This window comes from Gordonia spumicola, from assembly GCF_009932475.1.
Taxonomy (GTDB): Bacteria; Actinomycetota; Actinomycetes; order Mycobacteriales; family Mycobacteriaceae; genus Gordonia; species Gordonia spumicola.
Genome location: NZ_BJOV01000010.1, coordinates 1 through 25,932, shown reverse-complemented (window position 1 = coordinate 25,932; position 25,932 = coordinate 1). Strand labels below are relative to the sequence as shown.

The 25,932-nt window shown below is 68.4% G+C and carries 23 protein-coding genes and 2 pseudogenes; 11 read left to right on the top strand and 14 right to left on the bottom strand.

What is annotated here, in order from left to right; translation table 11 throughout:
- Positions 1-267 precede the first annotated feature (267 nt).
- From GYB83_RS23305 to GYB83_RS23295, 3 genes are all read left to right on the top strand, one after another.
- Entirely contained in the window at positions 268-1,461 is a 1,194-nt protein-coding gene (locus tag GYB83_RS23305; RefSeq protein ID WP_267130348.1) for a DHA2 family efflux MFS transporter permease subunit, read from the top strand.
- A gap of 25 nt (positions 1,462-1,486) precedes the next feature.
- On the top strand, positions 1,487-2,194 hold the full coding sequence (locus tag GYB83_RS23300) for a DsbA family oxidoreductase (RefSeq protein ID WP_161894680.1): 708 nt from the start codon (positions 1,487-1,489) through the stop codon (positions 2,192-2,194).
- Between the two features lie 78 nt (positions 2,195-2,272).
- Complete coding sequence (locus GYB83_RS23295) at positions 2,273-2,914, top strand: TetR/AcrR family transcriptional regulator (protein WP_161894679.1); 642 nt, start codon at positions 2,273-2,275, stop codon at positions 2,912-2,914.
- Between the two features lie 63 nt (positions 2,915-2,977).
- Here GYB83_RS23295 and GYB83_RS23290 read toward each other — a convergent pair whose 3' ends face one another.
- Positions 2,978-4,123 (bottom strand): Rv3169 family protein, encoded by a 1,146-nt coding sequence (locus GYB83_RS23290; RefSeq protein ID WP_161894678.1) that lies wholly within the window; start codon positions 4,121-4,123, stop codon positions 2,978-2,980.
- Positions 4,120-5,262 carry a phosphotransferase family protein gene (locus GYB83_RS23285; RefSeq protein WP_161894677.1) on the bottom strand — a complete coding sequence of 381 codons (1,143 nt, stop codon included), beginning with the start codon at positions 5,260-5,262 and terminating at the stop codon, positions 4,120-4,122. The genes GYB83_RS23290 and GYB83_RS23285 overlap by 4 nt, the downstream gene beginning before the upstream one ends.
- 131 nt (positions 5,263-5,393) lie before the next feature.
- On the opposite strand from GYB83_RS23285, the gene GYB83_RS23280 reads away from it, so the two are divergent.
- The 4 genes from GYB83_RS23280 to GYB83_RS23265 all read left to right on the top strand — a co-directional run bounded on the left by GYB83_RS23280 (position 5,394) and on the right by GYB83_RS23265 (position 10,807).
- Positions 5,394-7,682, top strand: a complete 2,289-nt coding sequence (locus GYB83_RS23280; protein WP_161894676.1) for an MMPL family transporter — start codon at positions 5,394-5,396, stop codon at positions 7,680-7,682.
- Entirely contained in the window at positions 7,682-8,329 is a 648-nt protein-coding gene (locus tag GYB83_RS23275) for a TetR/AcrR family transcriptional regulator (protein ID WP_161894675.1), read from the top strand. The genes GYB83_RS23280 and GYB83_RS23275 overlap by 1 nt, the downstream gene beginning before the upstream one ends.
- A gap of 48 nt (positions 8,330-8,377) precedes the next feature.
- Positions 8,378-9,271 (top strand): Bax inhibitor-1/YccA family protein, encoded by an 894-nt coding sequence (locus tag GYB83_RS23270; RefSeq protein WP_161894674.1) that lies wholly within the window; start codon positions 8,378-8,380, stop codon positions 9,269-9,271.
- Positions 9,272-9,379: 108 nt separating this feature from the next.
- Positions 9,380-10,807 carry an MDR family MFS transporter gene (locus tag GYB83_RS23265; protein WP_161897691.1) on the top strand — a complete coding sequence of 476 codons (1,428 nt, stop codon included), beginning with the start codon at positions 9,380-9,382 and terminating at the stop codon, positions 10,805-10,807.
- A gap of 4 nt (positions 10,808-10,811) precedes the next feature.
- On the opposite strand, the gene GYB83_RS23260 is transcribed toward GYB83_RS23265, so the two are convergent.
- The 3 genes from GYB83_RS23260 to GYB83_RS23445 form a co-directional block, all read right to left on the bottom strand.
- A complete protein-coding gene (locus GYB83_RS23260; protein WP_161897695.1) occupies positions 10,812-12,080 on the bottom strand; it encodes a competence/damage-inducible protein A in 1,269 nt (422 codons plus the stop codon).
- Between the two features lie 120 nt (positions 12,081-12,200).
- A complete protein-coding gene (locus GYB83_RS23255) occupies positions 12,201-12,827 on the bottom strand; it encodes an MspA family porin (protein ID WP_161897696.1) in 627 nt (208 codons plus the stop codon).
- Between the two features lie 33 nt (positions 12,828-12,860).
- The gene (locus tag GYB83_RS23445) at positions 12,861-13,043 is read right to left on the bottom strand and encodes a hypothetical protein (RefSeq protein WP_186349881.1); all 183 of its coding nucleotides are present in this window, start codon (positions 13,041-13,043) and stop codon (positions 12,861-12,863) included.
- A 62-nt stretch (positions 13,044-13,105) separates the two neighbouring features.
- Between GYB83_RS23445 and GYB83_RS24020 the strand changes: the two genes are divergently transcribed.
- Entirely contained in the window at positions 13,106-13,732 is a 627-nt protein-coding gene (locus GYB83_RS24020) for an MspA family porin (protein WP_443093437.1), read from the top strand.
- 120 nt (positions 13,733-13,852) lie between these two features.
- Positions 13,853-15,121 (top strand): competence/damage-inducible protein A, encoded by a 1,269-nt coding sequence (locus GYB83_RS23245; RefSeq protein WP_161897695.1) that lies wholly within the window; start codon positions 13,853-13,855, stop codon positions 15,119-15,121.
- 4 nt (positions 15,122-15,125) lie between these two features.
- Here GYB83_RS23245 and GYB83_RS23240 read toward each other — a convergent pair whose 3' ends face one another.
- The 4 genes from GYB83_RS23240 to GYB83_RS23225 all read right to left on the bottom strand — a co-directional run bounded on the left by GYB83_RS23240 (position 15,126) and on the right by GYB83_RS23225 (position 20,539).
- Entirely contained in the window at positions 15,126-16,553 is a 1,428-nt protein-coding gene (locus GYB83_RS23240; RefSeq protein ID WP_161897691.1) for an MDR family MFS transporter, read from the bottom strand.
- A 108-nt stretch (positions 16,554-16,661) separates the two neighbouring features.
- Positions 16,662-17,555: a Bax inhibitor-1/YccA family protein gene (locus tag GYB83_RS23235; RefSeq protein WP_161894674.1), complete on the bottom strand. Its 894-nt coding sequence runs from the start codon at positions 17,553-17,555 to the stop codon at positions 16,662-16,664.
- Positions 17,556-17,603: 48 nt separating this feature from the next.
- Positions 17,604-18,251 carry a TetR/AcrR family transcriptional regulator gene (locus GYB83_RS23230; RefSeq protein WP_161894675.1) on the bottom strand — a complete coding sequence of 216 codons (648 nt, stop codon included), beginning with the start codon at positions 18,249-18,251 and terminating at the stop codon, positions 17,604-17,606.
- The gene (locus GYB83_RS23225) at positions 18,251-20,539 is read right to left on the bottom strand and encodes an MMPL family transporter (RefSeq protein ID WP_161894676.1); all 2,289 of its coding nucleotides are present in this window, start codon (positions 20,537-20,539) and stop codon (positions 18,251-18,253) included. The genes GYB83_RS23230 and GYB83_RS23225 overlap by 1 nt, the downstream gene beginning before the upstream one ends.
- A gap of 131 nt (positions 20,540-20,670) precedes the next feature.
- Between GYB83_RS23225 and GYB83_RS23220 the strand changes: the two genes are divergently transcribed.
- Entirely contained in the window at positions 20,671-21,813 is a 1,143-nt protein-coding gene (locus GYB83_RS23220; protein WP_161894677.1) for a phosphotransferase family protein, read from the top strand.
- Positions 21,810-22,955, top strand: coding sequence for an Rv3169 family protein (locus tag GYB83_RS23215; protein ID WP_161894678.1), 1,146 nt, complete (start codon positions 21,810-21,812; stop codon positions 22,953-22,955). Before GYB83_RS23220 ends, GYB83_RS23215 begins: the two co-directional genes overlap by 4 nt.
- A 63-nt stretch (positions 22,956-23,018) precedes the next feature.
- On the opposite strand, the gene GYB83_RS23210 is transcribed toward GYB83_RS23215, so the two are convergent.
- The 5 genes and pseudogenes from GYB83_RS23210 to GYB83_RS23195 all read right to left on the bottom strand — a co-directional run bounded on the left by GYB83_RS23210 (position 23,019) and on the right by GYB83_RS23195 (position 25,864).
- Positions 23,019-23,201, bottom strand: coding sequence for a hypothetical protein (locus tag GYB83_RS23210; protein ID WP_161897694.1), 183 nt, complete (start codon positions 23,199-23,201; stop codon positions 23,019-23,021).
- Complete coding sequence (locus GYB83_RS23765) at positions 23,179-23,364, bottom strand: hypothetical protein (protein WP_228461820.1); 186 nt, start codon at positions 23,362-23,364, stop codon at positions 23,179-23,181. The genes GYB83_RS23210 and GYB83_RS23765 overlap by 23 nt, the downstream gene beginning before the upstream one ends.
- Before the next feature lie 136 nt (positions 23,365-23,500).
- Positions 23,501-23,560: pseudogene (locus tag GYB83_RS24205) on the bottom strand (hypothetical protein); the annotation flags it as partial.
- A gap of 181 nt (positions 23,561-23,741) precedes the next feature.
- Positions 23,742-24,450, bottom strand: a pseudogene (locus GYB83_RS24200) (DsbA family oxidoreductase).
- A gap of 25 nt (positions 24,451-24,475) precedes the next feature.
- Positions 24,476-25,864, bottom strand: coding sequence for a DHA2 family efflux MFS transporter permease subunit (locus tag GYB83_RS23195; RefSeq protein ID WP_161897688.1), 1,389 nt, complete (start codon positions 25,862-25,864; stop codon positions 24,476-24,478).
- Between the last annotated feature and the right edge of the window lie 68 nt (positions 25,865-25,932).

The following is a 25,932-nucleotide window of genomic DNA, read 5'->3' as shown; positions in this document are numbered from 1 at the left end:
GCGCATCTTATCGCACGAGGCTATCGTCGGTCGGGAAATAAGATACGCAACTGAATCTAAGGAGTGTTGTGAAGACTCAGACGCTCGATGCCATCCCCGCCGAAGCCAAGCGCGTCGCGATCGCCGTGATCGCGGGCCTCATCGCGCCGTCCTCGACACGACCATTCGTGACAATCGGCTTCGACAAACCTGACGACGGCGATGTCTGGCGCCCGTCGGCACCGTCCAATGGACCAACACCGGCTACCTCCTGGCGTTGGCGTCGCCGTGCCGCTCGCCGGATGGTCGGCGCTGCGCTTCGGCTCCCGGGCCGTCTGGCGCACCGGACTGTCCGCCTTCTTCCTCGGCTCGATCCTCTGCGCCGCGGCGTGGAACATCCAGGCGCTCATCGCCTTTCGTGTGCTGCAGGGACTCGGCGCGGGGCTGCTGTTCCCGTTGATGACGTCGGTTCTCGTCGCCGCGAGCGGCGGCCGCGCGCTCGGTCGCCTCGTCGCCCTGGTCAGTGTGCCGACGGCGCTCGGCCCGATCCTCGGACCGGTCGTCGGCGGCGTCATCCTGCACTGGCTCGACTGGCGCTGGCTGTTCCTCGTCAACGTCCCCGTGTGCCTGATCGCGCTCGCCCTGTCCGGCCGGATCCCCGACGACCGGTCGCCGGGCCGGACGCGCCTGGATTGGCTCGGACTGGCGCTCCTGGCGCCCGGGCTCGTCGGGGTGCTGCTCGGCCTGTCGAACATGCACGCCGGAATCGCCCGCGCCGACGTCCTCGTCCCCGCCGCGATCGGCGTCGCCCTGCTCGCCGCGTTCGTCGTCCGAGGAGCCCGGGCCGCCGGTCCCACCCTCGTCGACGTGCGGGTCTTCGCACGGCAGTCGGTGTGGTCGTCGTCGGTCGGACTGTTCTTCTTCGGCGTCACGTCGTTCGGCGCGATGCTCGCCCTTCCGCTGTACCTGCAGCAGGTCCGCGGGGAGACGGTTCTCGCCGCGGCGTTCGTGCTCGTGCCGCAGGGGATCGGTGCGCTCGTCAGCCGGACCGTCGGCGGACGTCTCACCGACGCGATCGGCGCGCGTTGGGTGGCGGTCGCCGGGTTCGCGGTGGTCGCCGCCGCGACCGTTCCGTTCGCCCTGGCCGACGAGTCCACCGGCCTGATCTGGCTGATGGCGGCCCTGTTCGTGCGCGGCCTCGGGCTCGGCGTGCTCATCAGTCCCGTCATGTCCGCGGCTTTCGTCGGCCTGCCCGCCGCGTACAAGCACGACGCGTCGATCCTCACGCGGACCTTCCAGCAGGTCGGCGGCTCGGTCGGCACGGCCGTCGTCGCCGTGGTCCTGACGGCGGGCTCGGCCGGAGTCGGCGGCTTCCGCGACGCGTTCTGGTGGACCGTGGCCCTGACCGCCCTCGGCGCGATGCTCGCGGTGCGGCTGCCGGGAACAACGGAGACCGCGCCCGCGTTGAAGCCCACGCACTGAACAACCGTATGGAGGCGACTCACTCATGCAGGTCGAGATCTGGACCGACGTCAACTGCCCGTTCTGCTATCTCGGGAAGAAGCGGTTCGCCGACGCGCTCGACGAGTTCGACGCCCGCGACCAGGTGTCGGTAGTCCACCGCTCCTTCGAGCTCGACCCGACCGTTCCCGCGGGCACGTCCGGCAGCGTCGTCGAGCACCTGGCGGAGAAGTACGGTCGAACGCTCGAGCAGGCGGCCCAGGGCGAACGCCAGCTCGGCGCGGCCGCGGCCGAGGCGGGGTTGGAGTACGTGACGTCGGGCCGCGACTACGGCAACTCGTTCGACATGCACCGACTCCTCCACTGGGCCAAGGAACTCGGTCGTCAGGAGCAGATGCTCGACGCGCTGTATGTCGCGAACTTCGCCGAGCAGGCCCCGCTGTTCGGCGACACGGATCGCCTCGTCCAGGTCGCCGTCGACGCCGGTTTCACCGAGGCCGCAGTTCGCGAGGTGCTCGCGGACGAGACCCGATACGCCGACGACGTGCGGCGCGACGAGGCCCAGGCGCAGGAGTTCGGCGTCGGTGGTGTGCCGTTCTACGTCTTCGATCGCACGTACGCGGTGTCCGGAGCACAGCCGACGGAGGTGTTCGCCCAGGCCCTGGAGAAGGCGTGGGCCGGCCGTCGGGGGCCGACGCTCCTCGCCGACGGCCACGCCTGCGGACCCGACGGATGCGCCGTTCCCGACGCCTGACCATCGAAGTTGTGACGGGTCGGACGAACCGCTGCGATCGCCGAACTAGAACAGGTTACTGTCGGATGCGTGGCACGCATGACCGATACCTCTGACGACAGCGGACGAGTGATCCTCGGTCTGGACGCCGCCGAACGCGCGGAGCGACGCCGCGAGGTCATCCTCGACACCGCGCTCGAGATGTTCGCGACCGACGGTGTCGCCAAGACCTCGATCGAAGCGCTCTGCCAGCGGGCTCTCGTCGGCAACAAGGCGTTCTACGAGCACTTCCGGTCGAAGCAGGAGTGTTACGTCGCGCTTCTCCGGCGGTGCACCGATCGGACCTTTTCCAGGGTCGTCGCGGCGATGCCGACCGGCGACCAGTCCGAGGACGCGATGGTGCGCGCGCTCGTCGGGGCCCTCGCGCACGCGCTGATCGACGACCCGCGCGTCTCGATCGTCACGTTCGGGGTGGCGGGCGGCCTGACGGTGCAGGTGGACAAGCAGCGCCGCGAGAACCGGCGCGCGGCGTCCAAGCTGGTCATCAGCGTCTGGGAGATGTACAACGACGACCTCCCTGAAGCGGTGGACTCGATAGCGCTGGCCGTCATCGGCGGCCTCTTCGGGCTCATCGGAGACGAACTCGACCGCGTCGACTACAGCCCGGATCCGCGGACCGTCGACCGACTCGTCGATCACATGGCCGAGTTCGTCCTCGCCGCCGGGCGCGGAATGCGCTGACTCGAGAACTTCGGCACTCGCAGCCGCGCTCAGCGCGGCCGCGAGTGCCGAAGTTCTCGACGGTCATGGCGCGACGTCGACGTACTCGGCGAACCCGTACTGATCGTGCGGTCCGATGACCGCGAACTCGAACAACCCGTCGCCGTGCGACTCGGCGTCGCCCTCGACGAGGGTGAAGTTCGCGTAGTGGTCCACGGGGCAGAACATCTTCATGGTCGGATCCAGCTCGGAGACCTTGTTGCGCAGCGCCTGGACCTTCTCGTCGCCCTGCCACATGCCGTGACGCCAGTCCTGCTCGAGCCCGTATCCGGTGCCGAAGCCGATGAAGTTCGCGACCTTCGGCGCGCAGCGCACCGAGATCGTCTCACCGGACGGCTTCACGAAACGCAGCGTGGCTCCGGACGGTTCACGCCCACCGGAGACGAACTCCACCTCGTGCTCCACCCGGCCGAGCCATTCCGGATCGCGTGCCGGATCGTTCCACACGCGCCGAGCGTCGCCCATGATCCGCTCGCCGGTCCGCAGCTCCTGCACGATGACCGTGATGACGTAGTCCTCGAACCGCATCACCGAGTAGATCCAGAAGAACGACGCGGCGTCGGTCTCGGCGGCGCGACGACCGGGCGGCTCCGCCTCGCCGACGGGCCGCACGCCCCACGAGCGGTCGCGGTTGCCGCGCCACGTGTCGGGCTGGACGTCGAAGTCCTCGCCGTCGACCGTCAACGAACCGGTCCAGCCGCCGGTCTGCACGAACCGCATGGTGTCGAAGGTGACCCGCTCCAACTGCCGCTGATAGTGCCGGGGTTCGAGGACGGCCGGGCCGTCGGCGTCGAAGACCAGGTCGAACGACACGTCGCCGTGGCCGGGCTCAAGCGACACCTGCAGTCGCTGCAGGCCGTCGAGGACCTTCACCGTCAGCGGTCCGACAGTGAGGTCGTTCCGGTTGTCGCCCAACGCTTTCGATGCCCGGACGACGATGTGATCGTCACCGTGTCTGACCACCGCGAAGCCGTCGACGACGCCGAGGTTCGGGTACACGCCGAGTCCGACGATCAGCCACGGCTCGGGGCTGTCGCCGCGCATGTCGCCGTGGCAGTTGAAGTAGTAGCGGTCGTAGAAGTTCCGGTCCGACGTCCCGACGTGCCGCACCACCTCGGCGACCTGGTGGATCGGGTAGTCGTCCATCTCGGACAGTGCGGAGCGGCTCATGCTTCTTCCGTTCCTCGAGCGGAGTCGAGAGGCCAGTAGGTGCCCGCCATCATCGCCTCGACGGTGGCGCGGTGCAGGATCATGTCGTCGGGGTCGGCGGGTTCGGCGGCCTGGCCGAAGTGGATGGCGCGGCAGTTGATCCGGAACATGATCACCGCGTGGACGAGCGCCGAGTAGGTGATGTAGAAGTCCAGGTCGCGTGGGGCGTAGCCGGTGAGGCGCTCGTACTCGGCCGTCACGTCGTCGCGGGTGAGGAAGTCGGGCAGGCCTTCGAGGGTCGCGAGTTCGGCGAGATCCTGGAAGAAGCGGTGGATGAAGATCATCCACGCGATGTCGAGTTCACGGGGACCGACGGTCGCCATCTCCCAGTCGAGGACGGCGACGGGCGCGAAGTCTCGGTACATGATGTTGCCGATGCGGGCGTCGCCCCAGGTGAGGACGGGTTCGGGCTCGTCTTTCGGGAAATTCTCGTCGACCCACGCGAAGGCGCGCTCGATGAGCGGCGCGCCCGCGCGGCCCTGCGCGGCCCAGTCGTAGAACTCGCGCAACCTGCGGATGTGTGCGCGCAGGGGGCTCTCCCCGTCGTTCGGGAGGGCGACTCCGACGGTCGGCAGTGGCGCGGCGTGCACCGCAGCGAGCACGCCGACGGATGCCGCGGTGAGCGCCCCGCGGTCGTCCGGAGCGGCTTCGGACACCCACGATCCGAAGGTGTACGGCATCACGTCCGGCGGGACGATGCCGTCGACCCGGCCCATCACGAAGAACGGAGCGCCGAGTGCTTCGGGATCCGGTTCGGACCACCACAGCGGCGGAAGGGGGACGTCGGTGTGCTCGGCGACGTGGCGGATCAGCTGGAACTGCCCGTCGAGGTCGTACGACGGGAACACCGGGTCGCTGTCGGGCATCGGTGCGACTCGCACGACGAGGTCGTGGTCGGCTCCGCGTAGGCGTGCGGTGGCGAGGAGGGTCTCACTCGACATCCCGTTGGCCGAGGGCAGGTCGACGCTCAGGACGGCCGCGTCGGCGCCCTCGTGGCTCTTGAGCCAGGAGTCGAGCCTCTCGCGGAGCCATTCGGGATCGCGCTGGGATTCGCTTGGGCGCGCTACCTGCGCACTCTCGTTGTCTGTGATCGGTGACACATCGAGATTAGAACAGGTTCCATGCCAAGTTGTCGAGGTTCACGTGGCACGAATTCAACCCTTCCGTCGTTAAGTTTCGAGTGATAACTTAACTGCGATAACCGAGTTCTCTTCGATTGACGGAGGTCGTCGTGCTCACTCGAATGACGCAGCGGATCATCGCCGCGCCCAAGCTCGTCCTGACATTGACCGTGGTGGTCCTGGCACTCTGCGGCGCCTACGGCCTCGGTGCGGCCGACAAGATGCTCGCGGGCGGATACGAGGACCCGGGAGCCGAATCGAGTCACGCGCGCGACGTGCTGGCCGATGAGTTCGCGCAGGGCGGCATGCAATTCGTCATCAAGCTGGACGCTCGCCCCGGCACAGACGCGACCACCGACCCGCAGGTGATCGCCGCCCGCGACGAGATCCTGGCGATCCTCGACGGGAAGGCCACGGCGACGGGTGGCTATGTCGAGCAGCCGATCCTGACCGTCTGGAACTCGCCGAACCTGGCGGGCGAACTGCTGAGCACGGACCGCTCGTCCACCCAGATCGTCACGGCGATCTCCGGCGGCGACGAGCACGCGCCGGCCAACGCGAAGGAACTGGCAGATCTCATCGGCTCCGAGCGGCACGGCGTGCGGATCCAGACGGGCGGCATGGCGCTGGTCTACGGCGACATCAACGCGCAGACCACGAAAGACCTCGCCATCGCCGAAGCGATCGCCATCCCGATCAGCTTCCTCCTGCTCATCGTGGTGTTCGGCGGGGTCGTGGCGGCCGCGCTCCCGGTCCTCGTCGGCGGCGCGGCGATCGTCGGCACCCTGGCTCTCCTGCGCCTGATCGCGGGTTTCGCCGATGTGTCGATCTTCGCGCTGAACCTGACGACGGCGATGGGCCTGGCCCTGGCGATCGACTACACGCTGCTCATCGTGACCCGATATCGGGAAGAGGTGGACGGCGGTCTGGACCGTCGTGCGGCGATCGTCCGTACGCTCGACACCGCGGGGCGCACGGTGGCGTTCTCGGCGGTCACCGTCGCGTTGTCGCTGGCCGCGCTCGCGATCTTCCCCATGTACTTCCTCCGTTCGTTCGCCTACGCGGGCGTCGGCGTGGTGATCGTCGCCCTCATCGCGGCGCTCGTCATCACTCCCGCGCTCCTCGTCCTGCTCGGCGACCGCATCGACTCCCTCGACGTCCGCAAGGCGTTCCGCCGCCTGCGTTCCCGCGGTTCCCGGCCGTCGGGTGACCCCTCCGGCTCGTCGAACAGCCCCTCCGGCTCGTCGAGCGGAGTCGAGACGACGCCCGCGATCGAGGACACCGGGTGGTACCGCATGGCGCAGGCCGTGCTGCGGCGCGCGGTGCCGGTCGCGATCGTCGTCCCCGTGTTCCTGCTCGTCCTCGGTGCCCCGTTCCTGTCCCTGAAGTTCGGCTTCCCCGACGAGCGGGTGCTCCCGAAGGACGCGGCCGTCCACTCGATGGCCGACGAGACGCGCGCCGAGTACACGCAGACGCCGGGTGGGACTGCGGTCGCCGTCGTCGAAGGCGGGGTGCGGGCCGACCAGATCGCGCGGTACGCGGCCGATCTGTCGAAGGTCGACGACGTCACCGCCGTCACCTCGCCGGTCGGGACGTTCGTCCACGGCAGGCAGGTGGCCCCGAGCGACCCGCGGGACAGCCGGAACGGGGTGGCGCTGCTGAACGTCTCGTCGAGCCTGGAACCGATGGGCGACGCGGGACAGGATCAGGTGGTCGCGTTGCGCGCGGTGCGCAAGCCCGACGGCGCGACGGTCTCGTTCACCGGCTTCGCGGCGATGAACCACGACGTGGTCGACGCGATGTTCCGGTACCTGCCGTGGGTCCTGATCATCATCGCGGTCGCCACCTACGTGCTGCTGTTCCTGTTCACCGGCAGCGTGTTCCTGCCGCTCAAGGCGCTGGTGTTGAACGTCCTGTCGTTGTCGGCGACGTTCGGTGCGATGGTGTGGATCTTCCAGGAGGGACACCTCGGTGGATTCGACACCACCCCGCAGGGCTATCTCGTGGCGACGATGCCGATCCTCATGTTCTGCATCGCGTTCGGACTGTCGATGGACTACGAGGTGTTCCTGCTCGGGCGCATTCGGGAGGAGTGGCTCAAGTCCGACCGCACCAAGGCGGCGAACGACCACGCCGTCGCGGTCGGCCTCGCCCGGACAGGTCGCGTGGTCACGGCTGCCGCCCTGCTGATGGCGATCGTCTTCGCGGGCATCGCGGCGTCGGAGGTGTCGTTCATGCGGATGTTCGGCGTCGGCCTCACGCTCGCCGTCCTGATGGACGCGTCGATCATCCGCATGCTGCTGGTCCCGGCGTTCATGCGGCTCGCGGGCCTGTGGAACTGGTGGGCTCCGCCGCCGCTGCGCAGGCTGCACGATCGCGTCGGATTGACGGAGGAGTGATGGCTCCCCGTCCCCGCTCCCCGCGTGGTTCGGGCGAGCAGCTCGCCGACGAGATCATCGCCGCGACCACCGATCTGCTGATGGAGCTCGGCAGCGGCGACGCAGTGTCGATCCGGGCCGTCGCACAGCGGGTCGGCGTCACGCCGCCGTCCATCTACCTCCACTTCCAGGACAAGGACGCATTGCTCGACGCGGTCTGCGCGCACTACTACGAGCGGTTCGACGACGTCATGATGGCCGCGGGCGAGGGCATCGACTACCTGTGGGAAAGGGCCGTCGCACAGGGGATCGCCTATGTCCGTTTCGCGATCGAGAACGAGGTGGTCTTCCGGACGACGTTCGCTCGCGTCACCGAGGCCGGGGAGCCGACGCTCACCGACGAGGTGCTGCTGTCGTCGGCGTTCGGACACATCCGGGAGACCATCGAAGAGGGGATGGCGACGGGTCTGATCGCGCCCGGCGATCCGGTGCCCGTCGTCATGCAGGTGTGGTCGGTCGCGCACGGCGTCGCCTGCCTGATGGTCACGAAGCCGGGGCTGCCGTGGGGCGATGACCTGTCCACCGCGGAAGGGGTGATGCGCGCCGTCTGCACCGGTTTGAGTCAAGTACCGGTAAACTGGGAACACAGCGGGTCCGACGTTCGTTGAACGATCGAACCAGACGTCATCCGCACGACTCGTCTAAAGGAGCCCACAGTGCGCGAGAGCAGTAATCCGATCATGCGAGGCGTGGTCCGCGAGAACCAGCCGGCCAACAACGGCGGTTACGCGACCTTCGGCACCGGCATGGCAGGCGCCGGTCAGGGCGCCATGACCTACGGCCAGCAGCAGTACGGCCAGCAGTACACACAACCCGGGTACCAGCCGCAGGCGGGCACCCGCCCGATGACGATCGACGACGTCGTCACCAAGACGGCGATGACGCTCGGCACGGTCATCCTGTTCGCCGTCGCCACCTACGTCGTCATCAGCGGCCGCGGCACGATGGAGTCGCAGCTCGCGATCGCGGGCCCGATCATGGGCGTCGGCGCCATCGGCGGCCTCGTCCTCGTCCTCATCGCGAGCTTCGGTCGCAAGCAGGACAACCCGGCGATCGTCCTGTCGTACGCGGCGTTCGAGGGCCTGTTCGTCGGCGCGATCTCGTTCGTGTTCGGGAACCTTGTGGTCAGCGACGTCAACGCGGGCGTCCTGATCGGGCAGGCAGTCCTCGGCACGCTCGGCGTCTTCGTCGGCATGCTGATCGTCTACAAGGTCGGAGCCATCCGCGTCACCCCGCGTTTCACGCGGATGATCACCGCGGGCATCTTCGGTGTCCTCGTGCTCGTGATCGGCAACCTGGTCATCGGCTTCTTCAACGGCGGATCGGGCCTCGGCCTGCGTGACGGCGGTCCGATCGCGATCATCTTCTCGCTGGTCTGCATCGGCCTCGCGGCGTTCTCGTTCCTCATCGACTTCGATTCGGCCGATCAGCTGATCCACGCTGGCGCACCGGCGAAGGCATCGTGGGGCGTGGCCCTCGGCCTCACCGTCACCCTCGTGTGGCTGTACGTCGAGATCCTCCGCCTGCTGAGCTACCTCAACAGCGACTAGTCTCACGTCCTTCTCGACTGCCGCATCGGTTCCGACCGGTGCGGCAGTCGTCGTCTGTGCCAACGTAACTCACTTGCACTCGGTGCAGGTTCGGGGTTTCCTAGTCCGGTGAAACGAACGGACTACACAATCATCGGAACGCTGATCGTCGCGACGTTCGTCGTGATCCTCAACGAGACGGTGATGAGCGTCGCGCTCCCCGTCCTGCAGTCCGATCTCGGCGTCCCGCCGAGCCAGGGCCAATGGCTGACGACGATCTTCATGCTCACCATGGCGGTCGTCATCCCGCTGACCGGCTTCCTGATCCAGATGTTCGGGACGCGGACCATGTTCATCGTCGCGATGACGCTGTTCACCGTCGGCACCGCGATCGCCGTGATCGCGCCCGGCTTCGCCGTGCTGCTGATCGCCCGCGTGGTGCAGGCACTCGGCACGGCGGTGATGCTGCCGTTGCTGATGACCACGGTCATGACGCTGGTCCCCGAGGAACGACGCGGCGTGATGATGGGCAACATCTCGGTGGTCATCGCCGTCGCCCCTGCTCTCGGTCCGACGATGTCGGGCCTGGTCCTCGACCACTTCAGCTGGCGTTGGGTGTTCGGTGTCGTGCTGCCGTTCGCGGTGATCGCGACGGTCGTGGGCGCCAAGTTCGTCCGGCCGGTCGGGGAGCGGTCGTCGGCGCCCATCGACTTCCTGTCCATCCCGCTCGCGGTGTTCGGCTTCGGCGGCTTCGTCTACGGTCTCGTCGCCATCGGCGAATCGGCCGACGGCAAGGCGGCCATGCCGATCTGGATCCCGTTCGTCGTCGGTGCGATCGGTCTGGCGGCGTTCATCGGACGTCAGCTCCAACTCCAGCGCGAGGACCGCGCCCTGCTCGATCTGCGGGTGTTCGCGTCGAAGCCGTTCACGCTGTCGGTGATCCTGGTGGTCGTCGCCATGGCGACGATGATGGGCACGTTCATCGTCGTTCCGTTGTTCGCGCACAACGTCCTCGGGATGAGCCCGCTGACGACCGGTCTGATCACCCTGCCCGGCGGCATCCTGATGGGAGTGTCGTCGCCGCTGATCGGCAAGATCTACGACGCCCGCGGTCCCCGGCTCCTCGTGATCGGAGGAACACTGCTGATCGCGTGCGCCGTCTGGCTCATGACGACGGTCACCACGGCGACGTCGTTCTGGCTGCTCACCGCGGCGAACATGGTGCTGTGCATCGGTCTCGCGGCCACGTTCACCCCGCTGATGACGCTGGCTCTCGGTTCGCTGAAGCCTGCCCTGTACTCACACGGTTCGGCCGCGCTCGGCACCCTGCAACAGGTGGCGGGCGGTGCGGGCACCGCGTTGTTCATCACCATCGTCACCGTGGTGTCCAAGAGCGGCGCCGAGGCGGGCGACTCGGCCGCGGTCGCCATGACCGACGGCGTCCGGACGGTGTTCCTGACCGCGGGCTGCCTGAGCATCGTGCTCGTCGCTCTCGGACTCCTGGTCAGGGCCCCGAAGCCGGTGGAGCACGACGTCAGCCTCGCGCCGTCACACTAGAGTCCTACAGAGCCGCCGCAAGCAGGTGGAACGCGGCGGTGGTCGCCAGACGTCGGACGCTGTCGCGGTCACCGGGGAACAGCCGGGTCACGGTGACCGTCTCCCGGCCCGCGACCGCGACGCCGAAGCACACGGTGCCGACGGGTTTGCCGGGCCGGGCGCCGTCCGGTCCCGCGATGCCGGTGGTCGACACCGCGATGTCGGCGCCCGTCACCCGACGGGCGCCCTCGGCCATCGCCGCGGCCACGGGTTCGCTGACCGCACCGAGCTCGGCGATCAACTCGGCGGGCACGCCGAGCACACCGGTCTTCACCTCGTTCGAGTAGGAGACGACGCCGCCGAGCAGGTAGGCGGATGAGCCCGCGCGGTCGGTGAGACGCGCCGCCACCATCCCGCCCGTGCACGACTCCGCCGTCGCGACGGTCCGCCCGTTCAGACGGGACACCAGAAGATCGTCGATGGTCGAGGCGTCGGTGGAGAACACCTTGTCGCCGTGGCGTGCGATGAGAAGATCAGCGAGAGCGTCGTACGTGGCGGACGCCGTGCCGTCGAATCGACTGACGATCTCCAGCTCGCCTCCGCGCATGCACGTGGTGACCTCTACATCCGCGAGGCCGGGGACGGCATCGTCGGCCTCACGCAGGGTGACGGCGAGATCGGGCTCGGACAAGCCGTACGCGCGGATGGTGCGCTGCTCGCCGATCACACGGCCGCTGATCGCCTCGACGACGGCGTCGGTGCGGACCGCGGTGGGCCACATCGCCTGCAATTCGTGCGGCGGACCGGGCAGGACGAGCACCGCGGGCCGACCGTCCGCGGCGGGCACGGCCACACCCGGCGCGGTGCCGGTCGGTGGAATCGCCCGCGCGCCGACGGGGACCAGTGCCTGCTTGTCGATGGCGGCGACCAGGGCGTCGGGCAGCGTCGCATCGGCCGGGACCTGCCGCCACGTGCGGATCACGGTGTCGATGGTCTGTCGGATCTGAGGGTCCTGCCGCAGCGGCAGCCCCGCGAACTCGGCGACGGTCGCGACGGTGAGATCGTCGGCGGTGGGGCCGAGGCCGCCCGTCGTCACGATCAGGTCCACGCCGTCGGCCGCGAGGAACCGCAATTGGGCGAGGAGGTCGGCCGGGCGGTCGCCGCAGATCGTGAGGTGAGCGACGTCCACCCCGAGGTCGGCGAGCCGTCCGGACACCCATGGACCGTTCTTGTCCGTGATCCAGCCGCTCAGAACTTCAGTGCCAGTGACGACTATCCCCGCGCGTGTACTCACATCTCACGAGAGTACGCGCGCGGGGATGGTCAGGCCCTCACTCCTCGGGTCGCGGTTCCCGAGCGCGTTCGAGTCGATTCCCGAGCGCAGTCGAGTCGGTTCCCGAGCGCAGTCGAGGGATCAGCCGAGGCTGAACGGCTTGCCGTAGGTGGTGATGTTGCCCTTGAAGGTGTCGGTCGAGACCTGAACCTTGACCAGCGCGCGAGCGGAGGCGTGTCCGGCGCAGCCGTCGACGCTGAAACGCTCCTGGCTGTAGGCGAGACCGCCGCGCCCGTCGGCGAAGCTGATGCTGTTGACTTCGTCGCCGTCGACCGAGGCGCGGATGACCGGGTAGAAGCCGGCCTCGCCCGGGCCGAGGGTGAAGCCGCCGGACGGCGTCACGGAGACGTCGCCGCTGGCGAGCAGGTCGCTGGTCTCGGCGCCTGCGCTGGCGCCGAAGTTCAGCTGGCAGCCGACGAGGTAGCCGGCGGTGAGCGTCGCGCCCTTGATGTCGCCGGAGGTGGTGACGGCGATCTTGCCCGAGACCAGTGCCTCGCGGCTGGTCGGGATGTTGGTGACGGCACGCGAGATGGTGGCCGACTCGTCGTACAGGCGGATGGTGACACTGTTGCCGTCGCCGAGGTCCTTGTGCTTGAACGATCCGGGGAGCTTGCCTGCGTCGGCGTGACCGGCGCTGAGGCCGCTCAGTGCCATGGCGGCTGCGCCTGCGAGACCGGCGACGGCGAGGATGCGGGAGTTCTTCTTCATGTCTGGTGTTTCCTTAGCGGTTCGTCGTCGAGGTCAGGAGAGGCTGAAGGGCTTGCCGTACAGGGTGGACTGCACGAAGCCGCTGTTGCCGGAGATCGGAGCCGTGTCTTCGGCGGGAAGCCGTCGGCCCGCTCGGTTGTCCAGGTTCCTCGCGGCCGACGGCTTCACCGCCGAAGACGGCGCCATCTCCGGCAACAGCGGCTTCGTGCAGTCCACCCTGTACGGCAGCCCTTCAGCCTCTCCTGACCTCGACGACGAACCGCTAAGGAACACCAGACATGAAGAAGAACTCCCGCATCCTCGCCGTCGCCGGTCTCGCAGGCGCAGCCGCCATGGCACTGAGCTGGCCTCAGCGCCGGTCACGCCGACGCAGGCAAGCTCCCCGGATCGTTCAAGCACAAGGACCTCGGCGACGGCAACAGTGTCACCATCCGCCTGTACGACGAGTCGGCCACCATCTCGCGTGCCGTCACCAACATCCCGACCAGCCGCGAGGCACTGGTCTCGGGCAAGATCGCCGTCACCACCTCCGCGACATCAAGGGCGCGACGCTCACCGCCGGCTACCTCGTCGGCTGCCAGCTGAACTTCGGCGCCAGCGCAGGCGCCGAGACCAGCGACCTGCTCGCCAGCGGCGACGTCTCCGTGACGCCGTCCGGCGGCTTCACCCTCGGCCCGGGCGAGGCCGGCTTCTACCCGGTCATCCGCGCCTCGGTCGACGGCGACGAAGTCAACAGCATCAGCTTCGCCGACGGGCGCGGCGGTCTCGCCTACAGCCAGGAGCGTTTCAGCGTCGACGGCTGCGCCGGACACGCCTCCGCTCGCGCGCTGGTCAAGGTTCAGGTCTCGACCGACACCTTCAAGGGCAACATCACCACCTACGGCAAGCCGTTCAGCCTCGGCTGATCCCTCGACTGCGCTCGGGAACCGACTCGACTGCGCTCGGGAATCGACTCGAACGCGCTCGGGAACCGCGACCCGAGGAGTGAGGGCCTGACCATCCCCGCGCGCGTACTCTCGTGAGATGTGAGTACACGCGCGGGGATAGTCGTCACTGGCACTGAAGTTCTGAGCGGCTGGATCACGGACAAGAACGGTCCATGGGTGTCCGGACGGCTCGCCGACCTCGGGGTGGACGTCGCTCACCTCACGATCTGCGGCGACCGCCCGGCCGACCTCCTCGCCCAATTGCGGTTCCTCGCGGCCGACGGCGTGGACCTGATCGTGACGACGGGCGGCCTCGGCCCCACCGCCGACGATCTCACCGTCGCGACCGTCGCCGAGTTCGCGGGGCTGCCGCTGCGGCAGGACCCTCAGATCCGACAGACCATCGACACCGTGATCCGCACGTGGCGGCAGGTCCCGGCCGATGCGACGCTGCCCGACGCCCTGGTCGCCGCCATCGACAAGCAGGCACTGGTCCCCGTCGGCGCGCGGGCGATTCCACCGACCGGCACCGCGCCGGGTGTGGCCGTGCCCGCCGCGGACGGTCGGCCCGCGGTGCTCGTCCTGCCCGGTCCGCCGCACGAATTGCAGGCGATGTGGCCCACCGCGGTCCGCACCGACGCCGTCGTCGAGGCGATCAGCGGCCGTGTGATCGGCGAGCAGCGCACCATCCGCGCGTACGGCTTGTCCGAGCCCGATCTCGCCGTCACCCTGCGTGAGGCCGACGATGCCGTCCCCGGCCTCGCGGATGTAGAGGTCACCACGTGCATGCGCGGAGGCGAGCTGGAGATCGTCAGTCGATTCGACGGCACGGCGTCCGCCACGTACGACGCTCTCGCTGATCTTCTCATCGCACGCCACGGCGACAAGGTGTTCTCCACCGACGCCTCGACCATCGACGATCTTCTGGTGTCCCGTCTGAACGGGCGGACCGTCGCGACGGCGGAGTCGTGCACGGGCGGGATGGTGGCGGCGCGTCTCACCGACCGCGCGGGCTCATCCGCCTACCTGCTCGGCGGCGTCGTCTCCTACTCGAACGAGGTGAAGACCGGTGTGCTCGGCGTGCCCGCCGAGTTGATCGCCGAGCTCGGTGCGGTCAGCGAACCCGTGGCCGCGGCGATGGCCGAGGGCGCCCGTCGGGTGACGGGCGCCGACATCGCGGTGTCGACCACCGGCATCGCGGGACCGGACGGCGCCCGGCCCGGCAAACCCGTCGGCACCGTGTGCTTCGGCGTCGCGGTCGCGGGCCGGGAGACGGTCACCGTGACCCGGCTGTTCCCCGGTGACCGCGACAGCGTCCGACGTCTGGCGACCACCGCCGCGTTCCACCTGCTTGCGGCGGCTCTGTAGGACTCTAGTGTGACGGCGCGAGGCTGACGTCGTGCTCCACCGGCTTCGGGGCCCTGACCAGGAGTCCGAGAGCGACGAGCACGATGCTCAGGCAGCCCGCGGTCAGGAACACCGTCCGGACGCCGTCGGTCATGGCGACCGCGGCCGAGTCGCCCGCCTCGGCGCCGCTCTTGGACACCACGGTGACGATGGTGATGAACAACGCGGTGCCCGCACCGCCCGCCACCTGTTGCAGGGTGCCGAGCGCGGCCGAACCGTGTGAGTACAGGGCAGGCTTCAGCGAACCGAGAGCCAGCGTCATCAGCGGGGTGAACGTGGCCGCGAGACCGATGCACAGCACCATGTTCGCCGCGGTGAGCAGCCAGAACGACGTCGCCGTGGTGACCGTCGTCATGAGCCAGACGGCGCACGCGATCAGCAGTGTTCCTCCGATCACGAGGAGCCGGGGACCGCGGGCGTCGTAGATCTTGCCGATCAGCGGCGACGACACTCCCATCAGGATGCCGCCGGGCAGGGTGATCAGACCGGTCGTCAGCGGGCTCATCCCGAGGACGTTGTGCGCGAACAACGGAACGACGATGAACGTGCCCATCATCGTCGCCATGGCGACGACCACCAGGATCACCGACAGCGTGAACGGCTTCGACGCGAACACCCGCAGATCGAGCAGGGCGCGGTCCTCGCGCTGGAGTTGGAGCTGACGTCCGATGAACGCCGCCAGACCGATCGCACCGACGACGAACGGGATCCAGATCGGCATGGCCGCCTTGCCGTCGGCCGATTCGCCGATGGCGACGAGACCGTAGACGAAGCCGCCGAAGCCGAACACCGCGAGCGGGATGGACAGGAAGTCGATGGGCGCCGACGACCGCTCCCCGACCGGCCGGACGAACTTGGCGCCCACGACCGTCGCGATCACCGCGAACGGCAGCACGACACCGAACACCCAACGCCAGCTGAAGTGGTCGAGGACCAGGCCCGACATCGTCGGACCGAGAGCAGGGGCGACGGCGATGACCACCGAGATGTTGCCCATCATCACGCCGCGTCGTTCCTCGGGGACCAGCGTCATGACCGTGGTCATCAGCAACGGCAGCATCACCGCCGTGCCGAGTGCCTGCACCACGCGGGCGATCAGCAGCACGGCGAAGCCGGGCGCGATCACGGCGATCGCGGTGCCGACGGTGAACAGCGTCATCGCGACGATGAACATGGTCCGCGTCCCGAACATCTGGATCAGGAAGCCGGTCAGCGGGATGACGACCGCCATGGTGAGCATGAAGATCGTCGTCAGCCATTGGCCCTGGCTCGGCGGGACGCCGAGATCGGACTGCAGGACGGGGAGCGCGACGCTCATCACCGTCTCGTTGAGGATCACGACGAACGTCGCGACGATCAGCGTTCCGATGATTGTGTAGTCCGTTCGTTTCACCGGACTAGGAAACCCCGAACCTGCACCGAGTGCAAGTGAGTTACGTTGGCACAGACGACGACTGCCGCACCGGTCGGAACCGATGCGGCAGTCGAGAAGGACGTGAGACTAGTCGCTGTTGAGGTAGCTCAGCAGGCGGAGGATCTCGACGTACAGCCACACGAGGGTGACGGTGAGGCCGAGGGCCACGCCCCACGATGCCTTCGCCGGTGCGCCAGCGTGGATCAGCTGATCGGCCGAATCGAAGTCGATGAGGAACGAGAACGCCGCGAGGCCGATGCAGACCAGCGAGAAGATGATCGCGATCGGACCGCCGTCACGCAGGCCGAGGCCCGATCCGCCGTTGAAGAAGCCGATGACCAGGTTGCCGATCACGAGCACGAGGACACCGAAGATGCCCGCGGTGATCATCCGCGTGAAACGCGGGGTGACGCGGATGGCTCCGACCTTGTAGACGATCAGCATGCCGACGAAGACGCCGAGCGTGCCGAGGACTGCCTGCCCGATCAGGACGCCCGCGTTGACGTCGCTGACCACAAGGTTCCCGAACACGAACGAGATCGCGCCGACGAACAGGCCCTCGAACGCCGCGTACGACAGGACGATCGCCGGGTTGTCCTGCTTGCGACCGAAGCTCGCGATGAGGACGAGGACGAGGCCGCCGATGGCGCCGACGCCCATGATCGGGCCCGCGATCGCGAGCTGCGACTCCATCGTGCCGCGGCCGCTGATGACGACGTAGGTGGCGACGGCGAACAGGATGACCGTGCCGAGCGTCATCGCCGTCTTGGTGACGACGTCGTCGATCGTCATCGGGCGGGTGCCCGCCTGCGGCTGGTACCCGGGTTGTGTGTACTGCTGGCCGTACTGCTGCTGGCCGTAGGTCATGGCGCCCTGACCGGCGCCTGCCATGCCGGTGCCGAAGGTCGCGTAACCGCCGTTGTTGGCCGGCTGGTTCTCGCGGACCACGCCTCGCATGATCGGATTACTGCTCTCGCGCACTGTGGGCTCCTTTAGACGAGTCGTGCGGATGACGTCTGGTTCGATCGTTCAACGAACGTCGGACCCGCTGTGTTCCCAGTTTACCGGTACTTGACTCAAACCGGTGCAGACGGCGCGCATCACCCCTTCCGCGGTGGACAGGTCATCGCCCCACGGCAGCCCCGGCTTCGTGACCATCAGGCAGGCGACGCCGTGCGCGACCGACCACACCTGCATGACGACGGGCACCGGATCGCCGGGCGCGATCAGACCCGTCGCCATCCCCTCTTCGATGGTCTCCCGGATGTGTCCGAACGCCGACGACAGCAGCACCTCGTCGGTGAGCGTCGGCTCCCCGGCCTCGGTGACGCGAGCGAACGTCGTCCGGAAGACCACCTCGTTCTCGATCGCGAAACGGACATAGGCGATCCCCTGTGCGACGGCCCTTTCCCACAGGTAGTCGATGCCCTCGCCCGCGGCCATCATGACGTCGTCGAACCGCTCGTAGTAGTGCGCGCAGACCGCGTCGAGCAATGCGTCCTTGTCCTGGAAGTGGAGGTAGATGGACGGCGGCGTGACGCCGACCCGCTGTGCGACGGCCCGGATCGACACTGCGTCGCCGCTGCCGAGCTCCATCAGCAGATCGGTGGTCGCGGCGATGATCTCGTCGGCGAGCTGCTCGCCCGAACCACGCGGGGAGCGGGGACGGGGAGCCATCACTCCTCCGTCAATCCGACGCGATCGTGCAGCCTGCGCAGCGGCGGCGGAGCCCACCAGTTCCACAGGCCCGCGAGCCGCATGAACGCCGGGACCAGCAGCATGCGGATGATCGACGCGTCCATCAGGACGGCGAGCGTGAGGCCGACGCCGAACATCCGCATGAACGACACCTCCGACGCCGCGATGCCCGCGAAGACGATCGCCATCAGCAGGGCGGCAGCCGTGACCACGCGACCTGTCCGGGCGAGGCCGACCGCGACGGCGTGGTCGTTCGCCGCCTTGGTGCGGTCGGACTTGAGCCACTCCTCCCGAATGCGCCCGAGCAGGAACACCTCGTAGTCCATCGACAGTCCGAACGCGATGCAGAACATGAGGATCGGCATCGTCGCCACGAGATAGCCCTGCGGGGTGGTGTCGAATCCACCGAGGTGTCCCTCCTGGAAGATCCACACCATCGCACCGAACGTCGCCGACAACGACAGGACGTTCAACACCAGCGCCTTGAGCGGCAGGAACACGCTGCCGGTGAACAGGAACAGCAGCACGTAGGTGGCGACCGCGATGATGATCAGGACCCACGGCAGGTACCGGAACATCGCGTCGACCACGTCGTGGTTCATCGCCGCGAAGCCGGTGAACGAGACCGTCGCGCCGTCGGGCTTGCGCACCGCGCGCAACGCGACCACCTGATCCTGTCCCGCGTCGCCCATCGGTTCCAGGCTCGACGAGACGTTCAGCAGCGCCACCCCGTTCCGGCTGTCCCGCGGGTCGCTCGGGGCCACCTGCCTGCCGTGGACGAACGTCCCGACCGGCGAGGTGACGGCGGTGACGTCGTCGACCTTCGACAGATCGGCCGCGTACCGCGCGATCTGGTCGGCCCGCACCCCGCCTTCGACGACGGCGACCGCAGTCCCACCCGGCGTCTGCGTGTACTCGGCGCGCGTCTCGTCGGCCATCGAGTGGACGGCCGCGTCCTTCGGGAGCACCCGCTCGTCGGGGAAGCCGAACTTCAGGGACAGGAACGGGGCACCGAGGACGAGCAGGAACACGGGGACGACGATCGCGACCGGCACCGCGCGCCGCAGCACGGCCTGCGCCATGCGGTACCACCCGGTGTCCTCGATCGCGGGCGTCGTCTCGACTCCGCTCGACGAGCCGGAGGGGCTGTTCGACGAGCCGGAGGGGTCACCCGACGGCCGGGAACCGCGGGAACGCAGGCGGCGGAACGCCTTGCGGACGTCGAGGGAGTCGATGCGGTCGCCGAGCAGGACGAGGAGCGCGGGAGTGATGACGAGCGCCGCGATGAGGGCGACGATCACCACGCCGACGCCCGCGTAGGCGAACGAACGGAGGAAGTACATGGGGAAGATCGCGAGCGCGGCCAGCGACAACGCGACGGTGACCGCCGAGAACGCCACCGTGCGCCCCGCGGTGTCGAGCGTACGGACGATCGCCGCACGACGGTCCAGACCGCCGTCCACCTCTTCCCGATATCGGGTCACGATGAGCAGCGTGTAGTCGATCGCCAGGGCCAGGCCCATCGCCGTCGTCAGGTTCAGCGCGAAGATCGACACATCGGCGAAACCCGCGATCAGGCGCAGGAGAGCCAGGGTGCCGACGATCGCCGCGCCGCCGACGAGGACCGGGAGCGCGGCCGCCACGACCCCGCCGAACACCACGATGAGCAGGAGGAAGCTGATCGGGATGGCGATCGCTTCGGCGATGGCGAGGTCTTTCGTGGTCTGCGCGTTGATGTCGCCGTAGACCAGCGCCATGCCGCCCGTCTGGATCCGCACGCCGTGCCGCTCGGAGCCGATGAGATCTGCCAGTTCCTTCGCGTTGGCCGGCGCGTGCTCGTCGCCGCCGGAGATCGCCGTGACGATCTGGGTGGACGAGCGGTCCGTGCTCAGCAGTTCGCCCGCCAGGTTCGGCGAGTTCCAGACGGTCAGGATCGGCTGCTCGACATAGCCACCCGTCGCCGTGGCCTTCCCGTCGAGGATCGCCAGGATCTCGTCGCGGGCGGCGATCACCTGCGGGTCGGTGGTCGCGTCTGTGCCGGGGCGAGCGTCCAGCTTGATGACGAATTGCATGCCGCCCTGCGCGAACTCATCGGCCAGCACGTCGCGCGCGTGACTCGATTCGGCTCCCGGGTCCTCGTATCCGCCCGCGAGCATCTTGTCGGCCGCACCGAGGCCGTAGGCGCCGCAGAGTGCCAGGACCACCACGGTCAATGTCAGGACGAGCTTGGGCGCGGCGATGATCCGCTGCGTCATTCGAGTGAGCACGACGACCTCCGTCAATCGAAGAGAACTCGGTTATCGCAGTTAAGTTATCACTCGAAACTTAACGACGGAAGGGTTGAATTCGTGCCACGTGAACCTCGACAACTTGGCATGGAACCTGTTCTAATCTCGATGTGTCACCGATCACAGACAACGAGAGTGCGCAGGTAGCGCGCCCAAGCGAATCCCAGCGCGATCCCGAATGGCTCCGCGAGAGGCTCGACTCCTGGCTCAAGAGCCACGAGGGCGCCGACGCGGCCGTCCTGAGCGTCGACCTGCCCTCGGCCAACGGGATGTCGAGTGAGACCCTCCTCGCCACCGCACGCCTACGCGGAGCCGACCACGACCTCGTCGTGCGAGTCGCACCGATGCCCGACAGCGACCCGGTGTTCCCGTCGTACGACCTCGACGGGCAGTTCCAGCTGATCCGCCACGTCGCCGAGCACACCGACGTCCCCCTTCCGCCGCTGTGGTGGTCCGAACCGGATCCCGAAGCACTCGGCGCTCCGTTCTTCGTGATGGGCCGGGTCGACGGCATCGTCCCGCCGGACGTGATGCCGTACACCTTCGGATCGTGGGTGTCCGAAGCCGCTCCGGACGACCGCGGGGCGCTCACCGCGGCATCCGTCGGCGTGCTCGCTGCGGTGCACGCCGCGCCACTGCCGACCGTCGGAGTCGCCCTCCCGAACGACGGGGAGAGCCCCCTGCGCGCACACATCCGCAGGTTGCGCGAGTTCTACGACTGGGCCGCGCAGGGCCGCGCGGGCGCGCCGCTCATCGAGCGCGCCTTCGCGTGGGTCGACGAGAATTTCCCGAAAGACGAGCCCGAACCCGTCCTCACCTGGGGCGACGCCCGCATCGGCAACATCATGTACCGAGACTTCGCGCCCGTCGCCGTCCTCGACTGGGAGATGGCGACCGTCGGTCCCCGTGAACTCGACATCGCGTGGATGATCTTCATCCACCGCTTCTTCCAGGATCTCGCCGAACTCGCGACCCTCGAAGGCCTGCCCGACTTCCTCACCCGCGACGACGTGACGGCCGAGTACGAGCGCCTCACCGGCTACGCCCCACGCGACCTGGACTTCTACATCACCTACTCGGCGCTCGTCCACGCGGTGATCATGTTCCGGATCAACTGCCGCGCCATCCACTTCGGCCAGGCCGCCGAACCCGCCGACCCCGACGACATGATCCTGCACCGCGCCACCGTCGAGGCGATGATGGCGGGCACCTACTGGCCTCTCGACTCCGCTCGAGGAACGGAAGAAGCATGAGCCGCTCCGCACTGTCCGAGATGGACGACTACCCGATCCACCAGGTCGCCGAGGTGGTGCGGCACGTCGGGACGTCGGACCGGAACTTCTACGACCGCTACTACTTCAACTGCCACGGCGACATGCGCGGCGACAGCCCCGAGCCGTGGCTGATCGTCGGACTCGGCGTGTACCCGAACCTCGGCGTCGTCGACGGCTTCGCGGTGGTCAGACACGGTGACGATCACATCGTCGTCCGGGCATCGAAAGCGTTGGGCGACAACCGGAACGACCTCACTGTCGGACCGCTGACGGTGAAGGTCCTCGACGGCCTGCAGCGACTGCAGGTGTCGCTTGAGCCCGGCCACGGCGACGTGTCGTTCGACCTGGTCTTCGACGCCGACGGCCCGGCCGTCCTCGAACCCCGGCACTATCAGCGGCAGTTGGAGCGGGTCACCTTCGACACCATGCGGTTCGTGCAGACCGGCGGCTGGACCGGTTCGTTGACGGTCGACGGCGAGGACTTCGACGTCCAGCCCGACACGTGGCGCGGCAACCGCGACCGCTCGTGGGGCGTGCGGCCCGTCGGCGAGGCGGAGCCGCCCGGTCGTCGCGCCGCCGAGACCGACGCCGCGTCGTTCTTCTGGATCTACTCGGTGATGCGGTTCGAGGACTACGTCATCACGGTCATCGTGCAGGAGCTGCGGACCGGCGAGCGGATCATGGGCGACGCTCGGCGCGTGTGGAACGATCCGGCACGCGATCCGGAATGGCTCGGCCGGGTGGAGCACGAGGTGGAGTTCGTCTCCGGTGGGCGTGAACCGTCCGGAGCCACGCTGCGTTTCGTGAAGCCGTCCGGTGAGACGATCTCGGTGCGCTGCGCGCCGAAGGTCGCGAACTTCATCGGCTTCGGCACCGGATACGGGCTCGAGCAGGACTGGCGTCACGGCATGTGGCAGGGCGACGAGAAGGTCCAGGCGCTGCGCAACAAGGTCTCCGAGCTGGATCCGACCATGAAGATGTTCTGCCCCGTGGACCACTACGCGAACTTCACCCTCGTCGAGGGCGACGCCGAGTCGCACGGCGACGGGTTGTTCGAGTTCGCGGTCATCGGACCGCACGATCAGTACGGGTTCGCCGAGTACGTCGACGTCGCGCCATGACCGTCGAGAACTTCGGCACTCGCGGCCGCGCTGAGCGCGGCTGCGAGTGCCGAAGTTCTCGAGTCAGCGCATTCCGCGCCCGGCGGCGAGGACGAACTCGGCCATGTGATCGACGAGTCGGTCGACGGTCCGCGGATCCGGGCTGTAGTCGACGCGGTCGAGTTCGTCTCCGATGAGCCCGAAGAGGCCGCCGATGACGGCCAGCGCTATCGAGTCCACCGCTTCAGGGAGGTCGTCGTTGTACATCTCCCAGACGCTGATGACCAGCTTGGACGCCGCGCGCCTGGTTCTCGCGGCGCTGCTTGTCCACCTGCACCGTCAGGCCGCCCGCCACCCCGAACGTGACGATCGAGACGCGCGGGTCGTCGATCAGCGCGTGCGCGAGGGCCCCGACGAGCGCGCGCACCATCGCGTCCTCGGACTGGTCGCCGGTCGGGCATCGCCGCGACGACCCTGGAAAAGGTCCGATCGGTGCACCGCCGGAGAAGCGCGACGTAACACTCCTGCTTCGACCGGAAGTGCTCGTAGAACGCCTTGTTGCCGACGAGAGCCCGCTGGCAGAGCGCTTCGATCGAGGTCTTGGCGACACCGTCGGTCGCGAACATCTCGAGCGCGGTGTCGAGGATGACCTCGCGGCGTCGCTCCGCGCGTTCGGCGGCGTCCAGACCGAGGATCACTCGTCCGCTGTCGTCAGAGGTATCGGTCATGCGTGCCACGCATCCGACAGTAACCTGTTTCTAGTTCGGCGATCGCAGCGGTTCGTCCGACCCGTCACAACTTCGATGGTCAGGCGTCGGGAACGGCGCATCCGTCGGGTCCGCAGGCGTGGCCGTCGGCGAGGAGCGTCGGCCCCCGACGGCCGGCCCACGCCTTCTCCAGGGCCTGGGCGAACACCTCCGTCGGCTGTGCTCCGGACACCGCGTACGTGCGATCGAAGACGTAGAACGGCACACCACCGACGCCGAACTCCTGCGCCTGGGCCTCGTCGCGCCGCACGTCGTCGGCGTATCGGGTCTCGTCCGCGAGCACCTCGCGAACTGCGGCCTCGGTGAAACCGGCGTCGACGGCGACCTGGACGAGGCGATCCGTGTCGCCGAACAGCGGGGCCTGCTCGGCGAAGTTCGCGACATACAGCGCGTCGAGCATCTGCTCCTGACGACCGAGTTCCTTGGCCCAGTGGAGGAGTCGGTGCATGTCGAACGAGTTGCCGTAGTCGCGGCCCGACGTCACGTACTCCAACCCCGCCTCGGCCGCGGCCGCGCCGAGCTGGCGTTCGCCCTGGGCCGCCTGCTCGAGCGTTCGACACGTACTTCTCCGCCAGGTGCTCGACGACGCTGCCGGACGTGCCCGCGGGAACGGTCGGGTCGAGCTCGAAGGAGCGGTGGACTACCGACACCTGGTCGCGGGCGTCGAACTCGTCGAGCGCGTCGGCGCACCGCTTCTTCCCGAGATAGCAGAACGGGCAGTTGACGTCGGTCCAGATCTCGACCTGCATGAGTGAGTCGCCTCCATACGGTTGTTCAGTGCGTGGGCTTCAACGCGGGCGCGGTCTCCGTTGTTCCCGGCAGCCGCACCGCGAGCATCGCGCCGAGGGCGGTCAGGGCCACGGTCCACCAGAACGCGTCGCGGAAGCCGCCGACTCCGGCCGAGCCCGCCGTCAGGACCACGGCGACGACGGCCGTGCCGACCGAGCCGCCGACCTGCTGGAAGGTCCGCGTGAGGATCGACGCGTCGTGCTTGTACGCGGCGGGCAGGCCGACGAAAGCCGCGGACATGACGGGACTGATGAGCACGCCGAGCCCGAGGCCGCGCACGAACAGGGCCGCCATCAGCCAGATCAGGCCGGTGGACTCGTCGGCCAGGGCGAACGGAACGGTCGCGGCGGCGACCACCGCGAACCCGGCGACCGCCACCCAACGCGCGCCGATCGCGTCGGTGAGACGTCCGCCGACGGTCCGGCTGACGAGCGCACCGATCCCCTGCGGCACGAGCACGAACGCCGCGGCGAGAACCGTCTCCCCGCGGACCTGCTGCAGGTACAGCGGAAGGGCGAGCATCGCGCCGAACGACGTGACGCCGAAGAAGAACAGTCCGACCGACGACGACCACACCGACTGCCGTGCGAAGACCCGCACGTCGACGAGGGTGGGACCGGCGGCCCGGGCTCCTCGGACGACGAACGCGGCGAGCAGGGCGACGCCGATCGCGGCGGGGACGAGGACGTCGGCGCGGGCGATTCCGGCGTGCATGTTCGACAGGCCGAGCAGCACCCCGACGAGCCCGGGCGCCAGGAGCGCCAGTCCGAGCCAATCCAGGCGCGTCCGGCCCGGCGACCGGTCGTCGGGGATCCGGCCGGACAGGGCGAGCGCGATCAGGCACACGGGGACGTTGACGAGGAACAGCCAGCGCCAGTCGAGCCAGTGCAGGATGACGCCGCCGACGACCGGTCCGAGGATCGGGCCGAGCGCCGTCGGCACACTGACCAGGGCGACGAGGCGACCGAGCGCGCGGCCGCCGCTCGCGGCGACGAGAACCGACGTCATCAACGGGAACAGCAGCCCCGCGCCGAGTCCCTGCAGCACACGAAAGGCGATGAGCGCCTGGATGTTCCACGCCGCGGCGCAGAGGATCGAGCCGAGGAAGAAGGCGGACAGGGTGCGCCAGACGGCCCGGGAGCCGAAGCGCAGCGCCGACCATCCGGCGAGCGGCACGGCGACCGCCAACGCCAGGAGGTAGCCGGTGTTGGTCCATTGGACGGTGCCGACGGGCGCCGACATCGCCGTCGTCAGGTTGTCGAAGCCGATGGTCACGATGGTCGTGTCGAGGATCGGCGCGATGAGGCCCGCGATCACGGCGATCGCGACGCGCTTGGCTTCGGCGGGGATGGCATCGAGCGTCTGAGTCTTCACAACACTCCTTAGATTCAGTTGCGTATCTTATTTCCCGACCGACGATAGCCTCGTGCGATAAGATGCGC